The following is a 19854-nucleotide window of genomic DNA, read 5'->3' on the forward strand; positions in this document are numbered from 1 at the left end:
GCCGCATTCCAAGTTAAATCCGTAGTAATGTCAACGTTAGTTGCATTGTCTAGTGGACTAGTCAAAGTTGTACAGTTAGGAGGCGTAGGTAGTGTTTCAGTTGTAAATGCTTCTTCAGTACATCCTATTGCATTACCAACAGCGTTATATGGTGTAATGGTAACATATATGGTTGTTGTTTCAGGTAAATCTGATACCAAGTTGTAAGTTGTTACATCTCCAAGATCTTGGTTATCTATAATATCCGTTCCGCCAGAAGTTGTCCCTACAGTGATATTATATCCAGTTGCGTCAGTTGCCGCATTCCAAGTTAAATCCGTAATAATATCTACGTCAGTTGCATTGTCTAGTGGACTAGTCAAAGTTGTACAGTTAGGAGGCGTAGGTAGCGTTTCAGTTGTAAATGCTTCTTCAGTACATCCTATTGCATTACCAACAGCGTTATATGGTGTAATGGTTACGAATATTGTAGTTGTTTCAGGTAAATCTGATACCAAGTTGTAAGTTGTTACATCTCCAAGATCTTGGTTATCTATAATATCCGTTCCGCCAGAAGTTGTCCCTACAGAGATACTATATCCAGTTGCGTCAGTTGCCGCATTCCAAGTTAAATCCGTAGTAATGTCTACGTCAGTTGCGTTGTCTAGTGGACTAGTCAAAGTTGTACAGTTAGGAGGCGTAGGTAGCGTTTCAGTTGTAAATGATTCTTCAGTACATCCTGTAGCGGTAGCTATCGCGTTATATGGTGCAATTGTTACGAATATTGTAGTTGTTTCAGGTAAATCAGAAACTAGGTTATAAGTAGTTACATTACCAACATCTTGGTTATCTAAAATATCAGTACCACCAGTTGTAGTCCCTACAGAGATTATATATCCAGTAGCCTCTGTTATAGCAGTCCAACTTAAATCCGTCGTAATGTCCACGTCAGTTGCATTGTTTAATGGTGTAGTTAGACTGGTACAATTTGGAGGATCTGTTGAAGCAGCATCTCCGGTTCTAATACTTTCTTCAGCACAACCTATAGCATCACCTACAGCGTTATAAGGTGTTATGTTTACAAAAATTAAACGATTAGTATCTAAGTTATTAGGAAGATCGTAAGTTGTTACATTTCCGACATCAATACTATTAAGAATTTCAATACCACCACTAGTGGTCCCTAATGACAGTAAGTACCCTGTAGCATTAGGGATAGCATTCCAAGAAAAATCTGTATCTATTAAGACATCTGTAGCACCATCTAAGGGTAGTGTTAAGCTAGTACACTCTGGAGCAACAGGAATAGTTTCTGTGGTGAAACTCTCTTCGGCACATGTTATGGCATCTCCAATAGTGTTATATGGTGTTATTTGCACATAAATTATAGTGTTTTCAGGAAGGTCTGTAGTTAATTGATAGGCTGTTACATTGGCAACATCGATATCATTTAGTATATCATTACCACCAGAAGTTGTTCCTACTGTGATTCTATACCCATCGGCACTAGCAATTGGTTCCCATTCTATATCAGTATCTACAGCTATATCCATACTGTCATGTAATGGTAATGTTAATGTTGTACAATCTGGCACTGTTGGTGTACTATTATTGGTAATAGTAAAACTTTCGGTTGTACAAGCCAATGCTTGTCCTTCATCATTAAAAGGTGTAATTGTAACTTCTACAATTTCACTTCCTGAAAAATCTGATAAAAATTGATAAGATGTTTCAGTAACTGTTTCGTTATCCACTAATAGGATATTACCAGGCTGTGCTACGACAGTTAATAAATAGGCGTTAGTGTAAGGTGTTGGTTCCCAATTGATGTTTGTGTTAACAGGTACATCGATGTCTCCATTTAAAGGTGAAATTAATTGAGTACAAGTTGGTATAGGACAGTCTAAAATATCTCCTGTAATAGTCCATCCATAAGTATCAATTATAGATTGTCTTTGTGCTTGAGCATCACAATACAATAGATTTTGAGCACCAAGATTTATATTAGAATTTAAGGCAAGCTCAGACCAAGCGATTAATGTTGTATCATAATTTTCTCTAGATAATGCAGTATAATCAAGCATGTATTGCATGTTGGTCACGTTACTAACATCCCAAGCCGATAACGGTTGATTAAAAGCTGTGGCATTACTGAACATGTATTTCATATCTGTGGTTCCAATATTCCAATCGTCTAAATTCTGATCGAAAGCTGTTGCGTTTCTAAACATAGAGATCATATTAGACACATTAAGAACTTTCCAGTTATTAAGCGATTGATTAAAAGCTATGGCGTCGTAAAACATTTCTTCCATAGTGATCACACCTCTTACATTCCAGCTGTCGATAGTTCCATTAAAAATGCTAGCCCCTCGAAACATTTCTTCCATAGTTGTTACAGAAGCCACATTCCATGAGTTCATGGTTTGATTGTAACTTGTTGCATTTTTAAACATGGCTTGCATTGTGTTAACAAAGGACACATTCCAAATGTCTATATTTTGATTAAAATTAGAGGCACCATAAAACATTTCTGCCATGGTTAATACTTCACCAGTGTTCCAATTGTTTAGTGTTTGATTAAAAAGTATGGCATTTTTAAACATACTTTCCATATTAGTAACAGAAGCAACAGTCCAATCATTAATTGGTGAGTCAAAAGCACTAGCGTTTTCAAACATAGAAGGCATTAAAGTAACAGAGCTAACGGTCCAATCGTTTAAGTCTTGGTTAAATAGCGAAGCATTTTTAAACATAGAAGACATGTTAGCAACAGCACTAACATCCCAAAGATTTAATGGTTGGTTAAAGACTTCGGCGTATTCAAGCATAGAGGTCATATCTACTACAGAATTGACATCCCATCCATTTAGTGGTTTGTTAAAAGCTTTAGCGTTTTTAAATGTTGACGCCATATTTATAACATTGGTTACGTTCCAGGCACTAATGTCTTGATTAAACACCTCTGCGCTTTCAAACATAGACTGCATGTTGGTTACTGCAATTGGAATCCAGTTATCTAAAGGCGTATTGAAGTTAGTCGCACTTTCAAACATAGAACTCATGTCGTTCACAGAAGTGACATTCCAACTATTAATATTTTGATTGAAAGCTGTTGCATTTTCAAACATTGAAGACATGTTAGTGACATTACTAACAATCCAATTGTCTATTGGTTGATTAAAGTTGCTTGCGCTGTTAAACATTTCTTCCATGGTGATAACAGCGGTCACATCCCAATCAAGTAGAGGTTGGTTGAATAGACTTGCTCTATTAAACATCTGTTTCATACTGGTCACTGCGCTTACATCCCAGCTGTTTATGTTTTGGTTAAATGCACTAGTATAAGAAAACATACTGTTCATACTAGTAACATTGCTTGTCACCCAATTGTCTAATGGTTGGTCAAAAATGCTAGTCCCATAAAACATATAATTCATATTGTTGACATTGGATACATCCCAATCATTTAAAGGTTGATTAAAAGCAGTAGCACTTTGAAACATACTAGACATGTCTTCAATATTACTAACATCCCAATCGTTTATATTACCATTAAAAAGATTGGTAGAACCAAACATACGATATGTGGTTGTTACCTGTGACAAATCAGGTAAGTCTGTAGCGTTGTATTCCATATTTCTACAATAATAGAATGCGTTTTTCATTGATTGCCATTGTTGGGTTCCCCATTGATCTATAGACAGTAATTTTTGATTGTCTCGAGCAAAATTAGAATAGTAATGAGCTGGATAGTCTCCAATAATACTGATGGTATAAATACCTGGGACAAGGTAAGTATGGGTAATACCTCCAGTTACATTATTATTGAATTGATTATCTCCCCAGTCTATAGAGTAATTATAAGTTAGGTAATCTGGATATCCAGAGTTAGCATCTATTCTAATTTGATTATCATCACTAGTATAGCTTTGTGATAGACTGGTGTCTATAGTAATTTTAAAGGCTGTAGGGTCATTAACCCAACTAGATATAACACTAAAACTTTCTTCTGTACATCCTATAGCATCTCCATCTGTTGCATTGTAAGGCACTACGGTTACGAAAACAGTGTCGCCAGGTGTTAAATCTGTTGTCAAGTCTAAACCAGTTACATTACCGACATCTAGGTCTGTTACTACAGTAGTAACGACACCACTATTTTCTATTCGATAACTAATTTTATAACCTGTAGCTCCAGGAACCATTTCCCAAATTATATCTGTATTTGATGGGACGTTAGTATCACCATTAAGAGGAGAAACCAAAGACGTACAAATTACAAATGAACAATTAATAATATCGTCATTTATTGTCCAATTAGAGTTATCAATTAGGTTTTGTCGTTGGTTCAAACTATCGCAATAGTTTAATCCTTCTGCACCAAGTGTTACGTAATTTCTTACCGTTTGCGCCTCCCAACCAATTAATGTGTTATCGTAATTAGTTTGAGACAAACCAGAATCATCTAACATGTCGGCCATGTTTGTTACGTTACTTATGTTCCAGGATGCTAAGCTCTGGTCAAATGCAGTTGCATTTCTAAACATGCTAGACATATTGGATACGGAGGACGTGTCCCAGTTATTTAATGGTTGGTTAAAAGTTGAAGGGTTAGTCGTAGAGGAGTAAAACATGTATGACATATTGGTTACTTCTGAAGTCACCCAACCATTTAAAGGTTGATTAAAAACACGTGCTGAACTAAACATAGAACTCATATTTTTAACCTTACTGACATCCCATATTTCAAGAGGTTGGTTAAAAGTAGTATTTGATGCAAACATAGCACTCATGTCTGTTACTTTACTAACATCCCAACTTGCAATAGCTTGATTAAACGCATTTGCAGAACGAAACATATTATTCATATTAGTAACATTACTAACAACCCAACCTGTAATATCCTGATTAAATAGATAAGCAGTTTCAAACATTGATTGCATATCAACAACATTACTAACATCCCAGGTTGTAATATCCTCATTAAATTGAGTTGCACCATCAAACATCGACTCCATATCTGTAACCGCACTAACAATCCAACTATTTAAAGGTTGATTAAAATATCTGTTATCCCTGAACATGAAACTCATGTTGGTTACATTGCTAACGTCCCAATCGTTAATTGGCTGGTTAAATCTAGTACTTCCAAAGTATCCATCAAACATATGAGACATATTGGTAACACTGCTAACTATCCAACTGTTTAGTGGTTGATCAAAGACTGTATTTTTATAAAACATATACGACATGTCTTGTACATTACTTACGTTCCAAATTTCTATAGGTTGATTAAAATCTGCGTCTCTAAACATATAAGACATGTCAGTTACATTATTAACTAACCAACTACTTAATGGAAGGTTAAAAGTGGTGTTATAAAACATGAAAGACATATCTGTTACATTACTAACTTCCCAACCATTTATACTTTGATTAAATGCAGAAGCAGAATAAAACATTTTAGACATTGTCGTTACTTGTGCTGTATTCCAATTGTCTAGAGGCTCATTGAAGCTTGATGTGTTGTAGAATGTTTCTGACATATCTGTAACATTACCTGTATTCCATAAGTCTAAAGGTCTATTAAAAATAGAAGCGCCATAAAAGATACCTGAAAGATCTGTAATGGTACTTACATCCCAATGATTTATAATACCGTTGAAAGCTTCGGCATTTTTAAACATGTTTTTAAGCGTTGTTACCTGTGATAAATCAGGAGCATCTATGGCATCAAAATTTAAATTTTCACAACCATAAAAAGCATTTTCCATGGTTTTCCATTGGATATTACCCCAGTTTAAAATTTCTATAATTTTTAATTTATCACCTTGATTATTAAAATATATAGAAGGGAATGTACCACTTATAGTTATTGTATACGTGTTTGGAGTTACATAAGTATGAGTGATATCTCCGGTAACTCCAGTGTCTGTTTGTCCATCTCCCCAATCTATATTATAATTATAAGTATACGCTGGATTTGTTGGTATTTTAATTTCGTTAATTGCAGAAGTCCCTGTGTCAGTATTAGACGTATTCCAAAGCGATGAGAATTCGGTTTGTGACAAAGACGTAAGACTTAAAAATAAAAAAAGTAAAGTAATCGTGTGTTTCATGAAATTAAATTTTAAAAAATCGGCAAAATTAATTTTAAATTTTGAGAGTAATAATTTACTTAGTGTTTGGGTTTGTTGACTTAAAATAGTTCGTTTTTTGAACGTAATTAGTATTTGATTAGAGGTAAGCGTTTACATCTAACGGTTTTTTGATTTAGTGTTATATTCAGCTATGTTTTTGCTTATTTAATAGAAGTTGACTCATTAATTTTATAAATAGTCCTTACTATATCGAAAGCTATTTTATGTTGTTCTCTGAAAACCTCATTATTTTCAATAGTTAAAGTCCATGATTTTAAGTCAGTAAAGCATGCGGATGTTAACTCCGTTTTTTGTGATAATGATAGCTCTTTTAATGTCATATTTATAGTATTACATTTGTTTCAAAATGCAAAGGTCTTATTCTTTATAAAACTTTTACACCCTGAATTCAGTGAAAAATGTAATGGTTCAGATTTCAGTGGTTTTTCGCTTACTTTTTTTAAAATACTAGCTTTGTTTAGAAAAGAAAAGCTCATCATAATTGTGCTTTGTCTTGGTACAGTTTTTTATAAAGTTCTTATTTGATCTGTGTCAGTTTCTCTTTTGTTAATACTGGACTAAAAAGCTCTTACATGTTTTCTGTTTTGCTGATTGAAAGTAGTCAGTATACCATGAAATTTATGAAACTAAAACATTAAATAAGCTGTGGTTTATATCTTATTGAATGATTTTACTTTTTTTATCTAAAAACACGATGAAGAGATGTTTTTTGTTAAAAAAAGACGTTAATTTTATCAAATAATAAATTATCAACCATTAAATTATTAAATCATGAAATTAATTAATGTCTTTAAAGGAGTCATAACGTTAGTTGTGCTCTTTTCATTTAGTCGCATACATGCACAGCGCATTTATGTTTCAAAAACAGGAGATGATGCCAATCCAGGCACAGTAAATCAACCTTTTAAAACAATAGCAAAAGCATCTGCAGTAGCTAATCCTGGTAATACTATTGTTATTGGAGAGGGGACTTATGAGGAAACTATCAAACCTTCAAAATCAGGAACACCAGGAAACCCTATTGTTTATACCTCTAAACAAGGAGAAAAAGTTATTATTTCAGCAATGCAAGCCTTAAGCGGGTGGACATCTGATGGAGGCAGTATATGGAAAACTACTGTAAATTGGGACTTAGAGCAACGTAATTTTGTAATCCGAGGCGCTACCGTTTTGGATTTAGCCAGATGGCCCAATAATACCGATGGCGATCGTTTTACATTAAATTCATTACGTAATGAGGGCGGAAGTCAAGATGAGGTGTCTATAAATGCTTTTTTAACAGATGGAGATATTCCAAATTGGCCATGGTCAAAAGGAGGGTCTATTATGTTTTACGGAGACCGTTCAGGATCAGGATGGACAACATGGAGAGCGCGGATAAAAAACCAATCTTCTGGAAGAGTAACTTTTGATGCGGTCAAAAATCAAAATTGGATAATTACTGCACATCCACCTGGAGATAAAGGCGATTATTATTTAGAAGGCATTAAAGAAGCCTTAGATTATCAAAACGAATGGTACTTTGACGCTAACACAAACACACTTTTTGTGCAACTACCTGGTGGTGTAAAACCTAATGATGGAGAAGTGCAAATGGCAAAAAGACGCGTGACCGCTGACTTAGAAAATCGTAATTATATACATATTGAAAATCTTGCCCTATTTGGAGGTACAGTAAGTATTAAAGGAAACGGAAATAATTTAAAAGGAGTAAAGGTGTTATATGGAAGTATGACACGAGGTATTAGTCCAAATTTTAATTCGGGTATCAATGCAGTTGATATTAAATATGGATCTAAAAACACCATTATTGAAAATTCTGAAGTAGGTTTTGGAGACGGAACAGGTGTTTGGGATTCTGGAGATGCTACAATCATTAGGAATAATTATATTCATGATTTTGACTTTTTAGGTTCTTATGATGCTCCTGTCATGGCTAGAGGTAAAAACACGAAGGTTTTACGTAATAATATCTCTCGTGGTGGTAGAGATGGTATTCAGATAACAAGCAAAAATTCTGAAGTTGCTTGGAATGATATCTCTTATAGTAACCTTATTGCTGATGATTGTGGTTTACTTTATACCATTAACAAAGGTTTAAATATGGATATTCATCACAACTGGTTTCATGACGCGGAAAGTAGAGGCGAATTGAAGAAAGCAGCAGGGATTTATTTAGATAATGATGCTGAAAATGTTAGAGTATACCGTAATGTGGTTTGGAATGTCGAGTGGACAAATATTCAAATTAATTGGAATGGAAAGGATATTGATATATTTAATAATACGTTAGTCAAAGCTGATGGCGGTACTATGGGAGCTTGGCATAAAGCAGGTACGGCGTTTACTAATGTTAAAGTATGGAATAATATTACGGATACGTATAGAACTGATCAAGGTGGAAATCAGGAAACAGAAGGGACTTGGGAGCCACAGTCTGATAAACAAAACAACCTTGTAGATCAAACCTCATTTATAAACTTTAATGCGAACAATTATAGGTTAAATAATGGAACATTAGCAGTAGATGCAGGTAGAGTTATTAGTGGTTATACTAATGGTTTTATTGGCGCAGCTCCTGATGTTGGAGCTTATGAAGTAGGAGATAACTGGGTACCTGGACCAAATTGGAATATAATCCAAGGCCCTACAGGTATTTGTTATGATTTACCAGGAGAAAGTTGTAATACAGGAGTTGAGGATAATGTTAGACCAGATGCTAATTTAGCTGATGGAGTATACTATATTCAAAATCCAACTAATGATTTTAAAATTAATAGTCCTAATGGACGTGTTGTGAATACAGCGGAAACTACCGATATTAGTGCACAATGGCAAATCACCAAAGAAGGTACTTATTACACGATTAAAAATCTTAGAAATAATGAATTTTTAGAAGTGCCTTATGCTGCTTGTAATAAAAATGAAAAGGCAGAGAATGCTAATCTTAATTTAGGAACGTATAATTCGACTAGTGGTAATCATCAAAAATGGGGGATTACTAAAGTTGGTGAAGATTATTTTTTAGAACCTTTACATTGCGAAAAGGTCGTAGATAGAAACAATGGTAATGGTATGCATTTATGGCCATACGTAGCAGGAAATGCAAATCAAAATTGGAAAATTATTAGAGTTGAGGATAATGTTAGACCAGATGCTAATTTAGCTGATGGAGTATACTATGTTCAAAACCCAACTAATGATTTTAAAATTAATAGTCCTAATGGACGTGTTGTAAATACAGCGTTAACTACCGATGTTAGTGCTCAATGGCAAATTACCAAAGAAGGTACTTATTACACGATTAAAAACCTTAGAAATAATGAATTTTTAGAGGTACCTTATGCTGCTTGTAATAAAAATGAAAAAGCAGAGAATGCTAATCTTAATTTAGGAACGTATAATTCGACTAGTGGTAATCATCAAAAATGGGGGATTACTAAAGTTGGTGAAGATTATTTTTTAGAGCCTTTACACTGCGAAAAGGTCGTAGATAGAAACAATGGTAATGGTATGCATTTATGGCCATACGTAGCAGGAAATGCAAATCAAAATTGGAAAATTATTAGAGTTGAGTACGTTTGTTCTGCTAGTACTGCTATTTCTAATTTTGAGACTACAGATGCAACTAATACGTCCATTACATTGGCATTTGATACACTTGAAGGCGTAAATACATACGAAGTTAGAGCTTGGCCTAAAAGTCAGTTTACAGGAAATATTAATACTCCAACAGCAGCAGCATTCAAAGGTGGATCTTCCTCTCCAATAACTATTGATGGATTAACAGCAGGGACTGAATATACAGTTGTTATACGTGCTATTTGTAGTACAGGAGGCGCATCAGAAATGATACAGATTGATACTTTTACATCTGGACCATGTACTGTAAATGGAGCAATAACTTCAGTTAGAAAAGTGGGTGAAACAAATCAATCTATTTCAATAGGATTTAATGAGTTTACAGGTAGTAATAGATATGAGTTAAGAGCTTGGCCTAAAGGACAGTTTACTGGAAACATTAATAATCCGATTGCAACGTCCTATGCAAGTGGGACTTCATCACCAATAACAATCAATGGTTTAGCATCAGGTACTGAATATACGCTGGTTTTACGTGCTATTTGTTCTCAAGGTGTTACTTCAAAATTAATTGTAATAGATAGTGCTACATCTAGTTCTGTTTCCAGAATTGATACCACTATTGAAGACCAAGACGATACGATTGTTTTATATCCAACCCCATTAAAAGAAGGGGTATTAACCATTTATTTAGGACACTCTAAAACATCAAAAGTAAGTATTATTGATTTACAAGGTAATACTGTATATCACACCGAAACCAATGAACAATATCTTAAAATAGATCGCACATTATTTGGACACTCTGGGTTCTATTTTGTTAGAGTTGAACAACAAGGTGTTTTTACAACTAAAAAAATTCTAGTAAACTAAAATATAGAGACTAGTAGTTAAATTCATGCCTTTATAGTTAACAAAAAAAGCGTGATAAACACTTTTTAAAGGCTAGAAATTTCTTGAATTTTCTAAGCGGTTTAAAACCGATGGAAATTGAAATTTATAAAGGCATGAATTTATAATGTTATAGACGGTTATTTATTGAGTAAACCTTAAGTGGGTCAGCTTTTTTATACAACGTCTTTGATGAGGTTAGCTACGTGATTTAACAACTAACTTAATAAATACAAACCGAATACAAAATATGCGCGTATTATTGTAAGTAGGGTAGGACTAGCTATAAATTATATGCAGAGTTGTAGTTGCTTTATCTATAATTTTGTTAATGTTTGAGTAAATTCGTCTAAGTTTCTATCTTCATCATAATCGATTGATAGTTTATATCTCAATATTGATTCATTTAATTCTAAAATTTCGGCTGAATATGAATCTCCATTTTGTGTAAAATTCAGAATATTATCATCAATCATCCAAGTTCCGTTTGAACTACTAACTTGTTCGCAACCATTTCCGGTTAGGTTTTCAAATTCAGTTTGTTCATAAATTCCATTAGAACTATAAATTTGATACTCATTATTTTGTTGACATTCATCATCAAAATCGATATTATTTCCATTTAAAGTTTGTGATGTAAAACCCCATTCTCCAATAATTAATTCAGAATAATTTTGAGAATTTGAGTTTGAATCATCATCATCACTATTACAACTATATGTAAAAATTGATATTATTATAATACATAATAATTTACTTGTTTTCATATATTTAATTTTGGTTCATGTTTAAATTGGTTACTTTATGATAATATAAATTTACCTACATGTTTAAGCGTTAAAGTTAGCAATTAAATCACAGATAAAATATACCACATGAATTTTAGTAAATAAGCTAAAACTTGTATTAAATTTTATATGTTGTTGTATGACGCTTTTGTATGTTTAAAAGTGATTATTTGAGTAGCACCTTTTTTGTTATTGTTATATTAGTTTCTAATTTTATTTTGAAGAAGTACAGCTGCGTTTCTAAATTTGTTTTTATATGGTTTATTCCCTTTTTTACAGGTAAATCATTATAAACTATTTGCCCTTTTGTGTTTAAGATGTATAACGTTCCATTTTTTGGACTGTCTAACATTAAAATGTTAGATGAAGTATTTTTATAAATCTTTATTAAATTATTACTTATTAAATATTCTTCATTAGATAGTACTAAATTATTTTCTTGAATTGATAAATCTGCTGACCATATAATGTCTTCTAACCCATTGTTATTAAGATCTCCTGATGCTATAACACTAATGATGGTTTCAGCATCCTGAATAAGAATTGGAGTGCTAAAATTACCAGAACCATCATTTGTATACAAGTACAGATTGAAATCTTTAATTATAATAAAGTCTAAATCGTTGTCATTATCAAAATCCTTTAAAGTACCTGATCTAATATTTATTGCAGAAGGATCTATAATTTGCAGATTAGAAAAATTACCATTACCATCATTTTTCATCCATCTAATACCAGTTGAATTGTCATTTTCGCTAAATAAATCTACATCACCATCATTATCAATATCTACTAACCTAACAAAAAGATTAAATGTATTAGGTATTTGATTGCTTCTAACAGCATCGTAACTTAAGGTTCCATTATTGTTTTTATAAACCGAAATATTGCTTCCTCCAGTAATAACGTCTTCAAATCCATCAGCATCAATATCACTTATGGTTATATCAAAAAAATCCTCTATTGGTCCTGTAATGGTTTGAGATGTAAAATTAGCCATCCCATCATTATAGTATACTTTTAAAATAGTACCACCAATGGCTACAATATCTAAATTGTTATCATTATCTATATCGACCACATCTATATCACTTTCGAAAAACGCAAATGAATCAATGATTTGTGACGAAAAAGACATTGCATTATTCATATATAGTGTTACAGAATTTGTTTCATCTCCAATGCTTACAATATCAAGCCAATTATTATTATCAAAATCTCCTATAGCTATATTAGTTACCTGACTACTTCCTGTAGCTATAGTAACTTCTGGGCTAAAGTTTAGATTGCCTTGGTTTAAGTAATAAGAAATAAGACTATTGGTAGAAAATTTTTTTGTAATTATTATGTCTTTTAAATTGTCATTATTAATATCTGCTGTTATAATATTTGTAATTATTCCTGTATTTGCTTCAATCAGAACAGGATTTGAAAATTGAGAATATACAGTTGAGGAAGTTACTAAAGAAATTAATATTAATAGATATGTTGATATTGTAGGTGTATTCATCATTTTACAATTTTTAGCTATTAGTATATGTTAAGTTTTTACCACTGTATGTCTTTTTATATCAGTATTTTACAAATATAAATTAATTTGAATGTTAAAGACTATTAAATATTTTAGTAGTTGTTAAAATTAGCTTTTGTAGTAATGTATGATATTTCTTACTTTAGTACTTTAGCCAAAAATTAGTGTGTTTAAATGAAAAAGTGTCATTTATTAAAGTTAAAATATGTCAAATGTTCATAAAATTTATAATAAACATGTCTATTGTAGTGTTTAAAGCATAAAAAAATGTCATTTATATTGAAATGGTATTTTTTTTGTATTTATTACATTGAAATATTTAAGATTTCAATTTGAAATAATGTTTAATTTAAAATTTTGTACTTATGAGCAATTTAGTTAATGTTCCTAAAAACGGAAGTTTAGCAAACACTAATTCAAACGCAAACTTCCCAACTTTGTCCAACTGGTTTGATGATCTATTTAATAGAGATTTACCATCAGTTTTTACTTCAAATTTTAACACCGGAATGACCTTACCTAAGGTTAATATTAAAGAAACAGCAGATGCTTTTATGGTAGAAATGGCAGTTCCTGGTCTTAAAAAATCAGATTTTCATATTGACTTAGATAATCAAGTATTGTCTATTTTTACTGAAACAAAGGCAGAAAATGAAGACAAAAATGCCAATTATACTCGTAGAGAGTTTGGTTATTCCTCTTTTAAAAGGACCTTTAATTTACCAGAAAGTGTTAATGATGAAAAGATTAATGCTAAATATACTGATGGAATTTTAAGTCTACTATTACCTAAAAAAGAAGAAGCAAAACAAAAGCCTCCACGCACCATTAAAATTTCATAACGTTTTATAACTGTTAAAGATAAGTCTGTTTATGACTTGTCTTTAACAGTATTATTAATTTAAAACCTAATGTAATGAAAAAATATATTTTATTATTGTCCTTAGTTTTTTTTAGTGTTAGTTGTAACGGTCAAGACATTAAAGACACAAATGAAGATGTAAACCATACTAAAAACAATAGTACTTCAGTACCCGAAGGTACCTGGAAAGTGGATAAAGTTTTTGATGAAAATGGTAATTTAGTAAAATATGATAGCATCTATTCTTGGTCCTCTAACATGAAAATAGATAGCTTGGAATTTAAAGATAAAGATAGTATCATGCAATCTTTGAAATCAAGATTTTTTTCAAACTTTTCGCAGTTTGAAAATGAAGGTTTTGAAAATGTTTTTGCTGAAGATTCGCTTTTTAGCAATCATTTTTTTAACGACCAATTTTTTGTGAGTCCGTTTGGAAAAGATTTTATGGATATTGATAAAATACGCTTACAAATGATTGAAAGACAAAAGAAATTTTTAGAAAAATATCAATCAGAACTTTTTAAACCAGAAGACGAAGACTAATTAGTTTTCGTCTTTTTTTTAACTATATAATTTCATATTAGATGTGGTTTTTACGAGCTGTTAATGTATTATTGTAAATTAAATGGTTTTAGCCATTAAACCCTGTTTTCAGGGATGGTAATCCACTTTGTATTAGTTACATTTGTGCATGATTTTTAAGTTTAAAAACATATTTATTTTTCTGTTTTTGTGTAATGCATGTTTAAGTATTTCGCAAAACTCAGAAGCTAATTCAAAAAATGAAGATGAAAAAGTAGCTCAATTATTAGACTATTTCAATAATGGTTTATACAAAAAAGCCTATCAACAGGCACATGCTTTATTACCAACTTTTAAATTTGGTAAATCTAGAACCAATACTTATTTGTTACTGGCCTATTATCATAACAGATATGTCGCAACAGATTCGTCTATATACTATACCCACAAAGCTCTTGAAAACAAACACAATGTAAGCGACTCTTTAGGTATAAGATTAACTATTTTATCTTATCAATTACTTGCATTAAACAATAAAAATAAGGGGTTATATGAAGAAAGTAAAAACTGGCATATTAAAGGAGCCGAGTTAAGTGAAAAGCATAACGAAAAAAATTTATATTACACTCACTTACACGATTTAGCTAGTGCTTATGTTACACTTGGTGAAACAAAAGAAGCTTTAGAGTTGTTTGAGAAATGTATAAAATTTTCAGACGATAACGAAATTATTTTAGGTAGCTATATCAATTTAGGCGCAATATACTCTTCGCTTTTAGAATATGACAAATCCAACAGTTACTTACAAAAAGCAAAAGCAATTTGTGAAAAAGATGGTTTTAGAAGGAAAGCTTCAGTAAATATACTAATTAACTTAGGAAGTAATTATCTAACTAGAGATAAAGATAAAGCCTTATCTTTTTTTTATGAAGCAAAAGATATAAGTTTTAAAAATAAGTTTTATAATTTAGAGTTAAATGCTTTAGGTGAAATTGGAAATATTTTATTTAATCAGAATAAGGATGATGAAGCACTTTTGATTTTTACTGAAACATTAGTTAAAGCTATGCAATTAGGTAATCTAAATATTGAGATGAATAGCTATTTAATGTTAGAAAAATTATCTTCTAGAAAAAAAGATTATAGAAATGCTTACAACTACGGTAAAAAATATTACCAAATAAAAGACAGTATAGACAACTCTATAACTGAAAAAGAAATTAACCGACTTGAAGTTAAGTTTAAAACCTTAGAAAAAGAAAAAACTATAAAATCTTTACAAATTGAAAATTTAAATAAAAGCTTAAATATTAAGAAAAAAGAAGCTGATATTGAAAGATTCAAACTGCAAAAAACGATTATAGCAAAGCAAAATGAAAATCAAGTATTGCAATTGCAAAATGGTGTTAAAAAGCGTAAAAATGAAATTTCGTTACTTAAAGAAAAAGAAGCAGTTAAAGCAATAGAGTTAGACAGAGAAAGAACCATTAAATATATAGTCTTAATTGCATTTTTTATATTATTAGTGCCAATTGTAGGGCTTTTAGTTATTTATTATCAAAAGCTACAAGCTCAAAGTTTACTTAATTTAAAAGAAAAACAAATTAACGAGCAGCAAGTCATTTCGTTAAAAAAAGATCAAGAATTAAAACTTATAAAAGCCTCTGTTAGAGGTCAAGATTTAGAACGAAAAAAAATAGCTCAGGTCATGCATGATAGTGTAGGAGGTAATCTGGCAGCAATAAAATTACAGTTTAGTCAGTTATCTAACCATCCTGAAAAATTAAAATTAATTTATAGGCAATTAGACGATACTTATGAGCAGGTAAGAAATTTGTCTCATAACTTATTACCAAAAAAAATAAGAGAAAATGACTTTGTGTTTTTAATTAAAGAGTATGTTAAAACAGTTGAAGAAGCAAGCCAAATAGCCATAAATATTTCTATTTTTGACGAAGTGAAAATTAATAAATTAAACAAGATTTTACAAAACGAATTGTTTTCTATTTTTCAAGAACTAACCACAAATACAATCAAATACGCCAAAGCAAAAACAATAGATATACAGCTAGATTATTTAGAAGACGTCTTGTTTTTTGTATACGAAGATGATGGAGTAGGGTTTGATACTTCTAAAACAACTTTAGGTATTGGTTTAACAAATATAAAAAACAGAGTAGAAAATTATAAGGGTGTTTTACATATAGATTCTAAACCCAATAGAGGTACTAATATTAATATAGAAATTCCGTTAAAAGCATAAAAAAATGAAGCATAATCTTATTATTGCAGATGACCATAAAATGTTTTTAGATGGTTTATTAAGTATTTTAAATACAGAAAGTAATTACAGTATTTTATACACCGCAAAACATGGTGGTGAAGTTAAAAAATATATTAACATAAATACCGAAGAAAAAATTGATCTTGTTATTACAGATGTTACTATGCCAGAAGTAGATGGTATTACTTTAAATAAATGGATAAAAAGCACCAATAAAAATATTAAAACTTTGGTGGTAAGTATGCATAATACTCCAGAAATAATTGACGATCTTATTGATAGTGATGTTGATGGATATCTTCAAAAAAACGCTAAAAAAGAAGAGTTTTTAAAAGCTATTGAAACTATTTTAAGTGGAGAAAAATATTTTTCTAAAGCTATAAAAGATATTTACCTTCAAAGTAAATTTGAAAAAAATAAAGACAAAGACATTAAGCTAACTAAACGTGAAGTAGAAGTTATTTCGCTTATTGCAGAAGAGTTTACTACGCAAGAAATTGCCGATAAGTTGTTTTTAAGTAAGCATACTATTGAGAGTTATCGTAAAAACCTTATCACGAAACTTAATGTTAGAAACCTTGCAGGATTGACTAAATATGCAATAAAAAAAGGCTACGTTAGTTAAAAAAACATACCATCTAATTATTAAAAAGACTCTAATTTTAGAGTCTTTTTTTTGTTTTAATATTTCATAGTGAATCATATTAGCTCCAATCCAAATTTAATTGTAAATAGTATTTAGCATTATTTTGTGTTTTGTATTAAAAAATAGTTTGCATTGCATTTTTAAGTGTTTAAAATCAGTTAATTAAATTATTAGTCACTGTTTTCAGGGTATTCAATTTCACTAAATATGGTGATATTTAACGGTGTCTATTGGTATACATTTGCCTCAGGATATTTGAAATAGAAACAAACAAACTGTTTCAATTATAAACAAAAACTAATTTTAACCATTTAAACAAAACATTATGACTTTTGGAATTACATTAATTTTATTAAGTATTATCGCAGTGCCTTCATTACTATTATCAAAAAAACCTAATGCTAAAGAACTTTTAGACAAAATTGAACCTTACCAAGGTTGGATTGGATTAGCATTTTGTTTTTATGGTGTTTGGGGAATCATTTTTTCAATATTAAATTTAGGATGGATTACAACTTTTCCAATATGGTGGGCAACTTTATTAGTAGGTAGTATTGTAGAAGCTATTTTAGGGTTTATGTTAGGGTTTACTCTTATTAATAAACTTGTTTTATCTAAAAATGAAGCTGCAAAAGAAAAAGCTATAGCTTTAAGAGAAAAATTAGCTCCAAAACAAGGTAAACTTGGTGTAGTAGGATTATTTGTTGGTGCTTGGATGATTGTAGCATCAATATTATTCTTCTAGAAAATAAATATAATCAACAATTAAATAAACAAAAATGAAAATTAAATTAGTAGCATTATCAGTATTAGCTTTTTGTGCAATGTTTAGTGCAGAAGCTCAGAAATTGAAAAAATTTGGAAGTTCAACAGAAAAGAAAATTGGACCAAAAACAATTAAAGTACCTTATACAGATGTAATATCTTATGCAGGATACGCTTCTCCAGGAAACGAAGATGAAGTAAAAGATGGTAAAAAAATGTATTACATATATGTTTGGGTACCAATTGTTGCTCCAGAATTAGGTGTAAGAATGGTTTCTCCAGTAGGAAAAAACAAAGTAAAAAATGCTATTAAGTCTGATGAATATACAGAAAACGCATCGTCTGAAGACTTTTTTGATACTTATATTACTTTAGAGCGTTCTACAATTTTTAAGAAAGAAGATGTTACAGAAGAGTCTGTAAAAAGTGCAACTTGGACAACATTAACAAGTAATGATGACAGTAGCGAAATGCCTAAGCAACCAAGTGGAAGTAGTTATAATTCACTTTTAAGATATAAAAGTGAAACAGGAAGCCCAACAAAAGCTTTAACTGCTGGTTTATACAGAGTAGGTTTTACAACTTATAAAACAGGTGAAGTAAAAGGAACATTTTTAGCAGAAGTTGCTGCTCCAGTAAAATTACCAGGTGTTGTAATGGCTAAAACTATTGAAGACCTAAAAAAAGAACTTTAATATAATTTGGTTATTTATATTAAACAGACACACCTCTTTATTTACTTAAAGAGGTGTTGTTTTATAAGCTAATTGTATTTATTTTTTAGACGTTAATGCTATGACTAGCCAACTAATACCTAAAACTAAAAACACTAATCCAAAAGGATCTTCAAATCCGCGAATAGCTGCTCTTATAAATCCCAATATGGACATGATTACGGGACCTTTCCAACTGCCAAAAAAACCTTTTTTTTCTACAGTAGTATTTTCAATTATTCTTTCTTGTTCTTTCTCATCAACAATAAACTCTTTACAAAAAGTATTAAAGCTTGGTTTAGAATAATCAATATTACATAATAGACCTATTTTGGGGTCAAATGTCTTGTTTATACAAATTTTACATAGACTCAACCTTTCTGAATTTGTAGTATATTTTTTTCTCTCTAATGATTCAATATCAAAACTATTTTCCTTTAAATTACCATTGTTAGTGTAGTTTCCTAATAATTGTTTTCTAATTTTAAATGCATTAAAAGATAAGTAGATTAAAGCTACGTTTAATGATAATGTAAGTATTACAAAAAATTGTGTTAATAATCTAGGTGCTTGTGCTATATAGTATAATGTTATTAAAGTAGACAGTATTTTTATTACTATAACAACATATAATGCATATTCAAAAATATGTAGTTTTTTGTCTTTAGTTTTAGCTTTTATTGAGTTGTCTAATGTTTTTATAAAGCCAAAAAAGACTATGATTTCTATAACATTGAAAAGGTTTCTTAAGTAGCCATAAAAAAAATAATTATTAAAAATATTTTTTATAAATAAAACGGTTAAGGAAATTAAAATAACAATTGATATATTGTATGTATTTTTCCAATTCATATTTGTATTAGTTTTTAGTTTGTTTATCGATCAAAGTTACAATTTCAATTTCTTGTAGATGATAATTATAATTCTTTTTATACTTATTAAAAAAGATGGTGTCCTTTTAATAGTAGATAATAAATCAAGTTTTTTATTTTTTTTTGCATTTTGTTTTTCTTGATAAACACTCATTTAATTTATTGATATTTAACGGTTTAGGTGTTTATACCTGTTTTTGAAAAGCATTATTTATACTCTAATGATTTCTTAGTTTTCATCAGATATTTGTGTTG

Annotated in this window: 12 protein-coding genes; 7 read left to right on the forward strand and 5 right to left on the reverse strand. The window is 30.6% G+C overall.

Annotation, left to right across the window (positions count from 1 at the left end; all coding sequences use genetic code 11):
• Together ITB9_RS01055 and ITB9_RS01060 are read right to left on the reverse strand one after the other, a co-directional pair.
• Positions 1-6101 (reverse strand): BspA family leucine-rich repeat surface protein (locus tag ITB9_RS01055; RefSeq protein ID WP_054850777.1); only part of this gene is annotated, 6101 nt, incomplete at its 3' end.
• Positions 6102-6283: 182 nt separating this feature from the next.
• Positions 6284-6463 carry a hypothetical protein gene (locus ITB9_RS01060; RefSeq protein WP_054850778.1) on the reverse strand — a complete coding sequence of 60 codons (180 nt, stop codon included), beginning with the start codon at positions 6461-6463 and terminating at the stop codon, positions 6284-6286.
• Positions 6464-6914: 451 nt separating this feature from the next.
• Here ITB9_RS01060 and ITB9_RS01065 point away from each other — a divergent pair, with 451 nt between their 5' ends.
• The gene (locus tag ITB9_RS01065; protein WP_054850779.1) at positions 6915-10598 is read left to right on the forward strand and encodes an RICIN domain-containing protein; all 3684 of its coding nucleotides are present in this window, start codon (positions 6915-6917) and stop codon (positions 10596-10598) included.
• 335 nt (positions 10599-10933) lie between these two features.
• Here ITB9_RS01065 and ITB9_RS01070 read toward each other — a convergent pair whose 3' ends face one another.
• On the reverse strand, positions 10934-11383 hold the full coding sequence (locus tag ITB9_RS01070; RefSeq protein WP_054850780.1) for a lipocalin family protein: 450 nt from the start codon (positions 11381-11383) through the stop codon (positions 10934-10936).
• Positions 11384-11570: 187 nt separating this feature from the next.
• On the reverse strand, positions 11571-12917 hold the full coding sequence (locus ITB9_RS01075; protein WP_082395980.1) for a VCBS repeat-containing protein: 1347 nt from the start codon (positions 12915-12917) through the stop codon (positions 11571-11573).
• A gap of 383 nt (positions 12918-13300) precedes the next feature.
• Between ITB9_RS01075 and ITB9_RS01080 the strand changes: the two genes are divergently transcribed.
• From ITB9_RS01080 to ITB9_RS01105, 6 genes are all read left to right on the forward strand, one after another.
• Complete coding sequence (locus tag ITB9_RS01080) at positions 13301-13777, forward strand: Hsp20/alpha crystallin family protein (RefSeq protein WP_028290363.1); 477 nt, start codon at positions 13301-13303, stop codon at positions 13775-13777.
• Positions 13778-13851: 74 nt separating this feature from the next.
• Positions 13852-14340: a hypothetical protein gene (locus ITB9_RS01085; RefSeq protein ID WP_054850782.1), complete on the forward strand. Its 489-nt coding sequence runs from the start codon at positions 13852-13854 to the stop codon at positions 14338-14340.
• A 148-nt stretch (positions 14341-14488) separates the two neighbouring features.
• Positions 14489-16582, forward strand: coding sequence for a sensor histidine kinase (locus ITB9_RS01090; protein ID WP_054850783.1), 2094 nt, complete (start codon positions 14489-14491; stop codon positions 16580-16582).
• A 4-nt stretch (positions 16583-16586) separates the two neighbouring features.
• Entirely contained in the window at positions 16587-17228 is a 642-nt protein-coding gene (locus ITB9_RS01095) for a response regulator transcription factor (RefSeq protein ID WP_028290364.1), read from the forward strand.
• A 346-nt stretch (positions 17229-17574) separates the two neighbouring features.
• Entirely contained in the window at positions 17575-17994 is a 420-nt protein-coding gene (locus ITB9_RS01100) for a hypothetical protein (protein WP_028290365.1), read from the forward strand.
• Positions 17995-18028: 34 nt separating this feature from the next.
• Complete coding sequence (locus ITB9_RS01105) at positions 18029-18709, forward strand: Lipl32 family lipoprotein (protein WP_054850784.1); 681 nt, start codon at positions 18029-18031, stop codon at positions 18707-18709.
• A gap of 78 nt (positions 18710-18787) precedes the next feature.
• Here the strand turns inward: ITB9_RS01105 and ITB9_RS01110 are convergent, their stop codons facing one another.
• On the reverse strand, positions 18788-19579 hold the full coding sequence (locus ITB9_RS01110; protein ID WP_054850785.1) for a hypothetical protein: 792 nt from the start codon (positions 19577-19579) through the stop codon (positions 18788-18790).
• Between the last annotated feature and the right edge of the window lie 275 nt (positions 19580-19854).

Origin of the sequence: Olleya sp. ITB9 (assembly GCF_001315805.1) — a bacterium.
GTDB lineage: Bacteria > Bacteroidota > Bacteroidia > Flavobacteriales > Flavobacteriaceae > Olleya > Olleya sediminilitoris.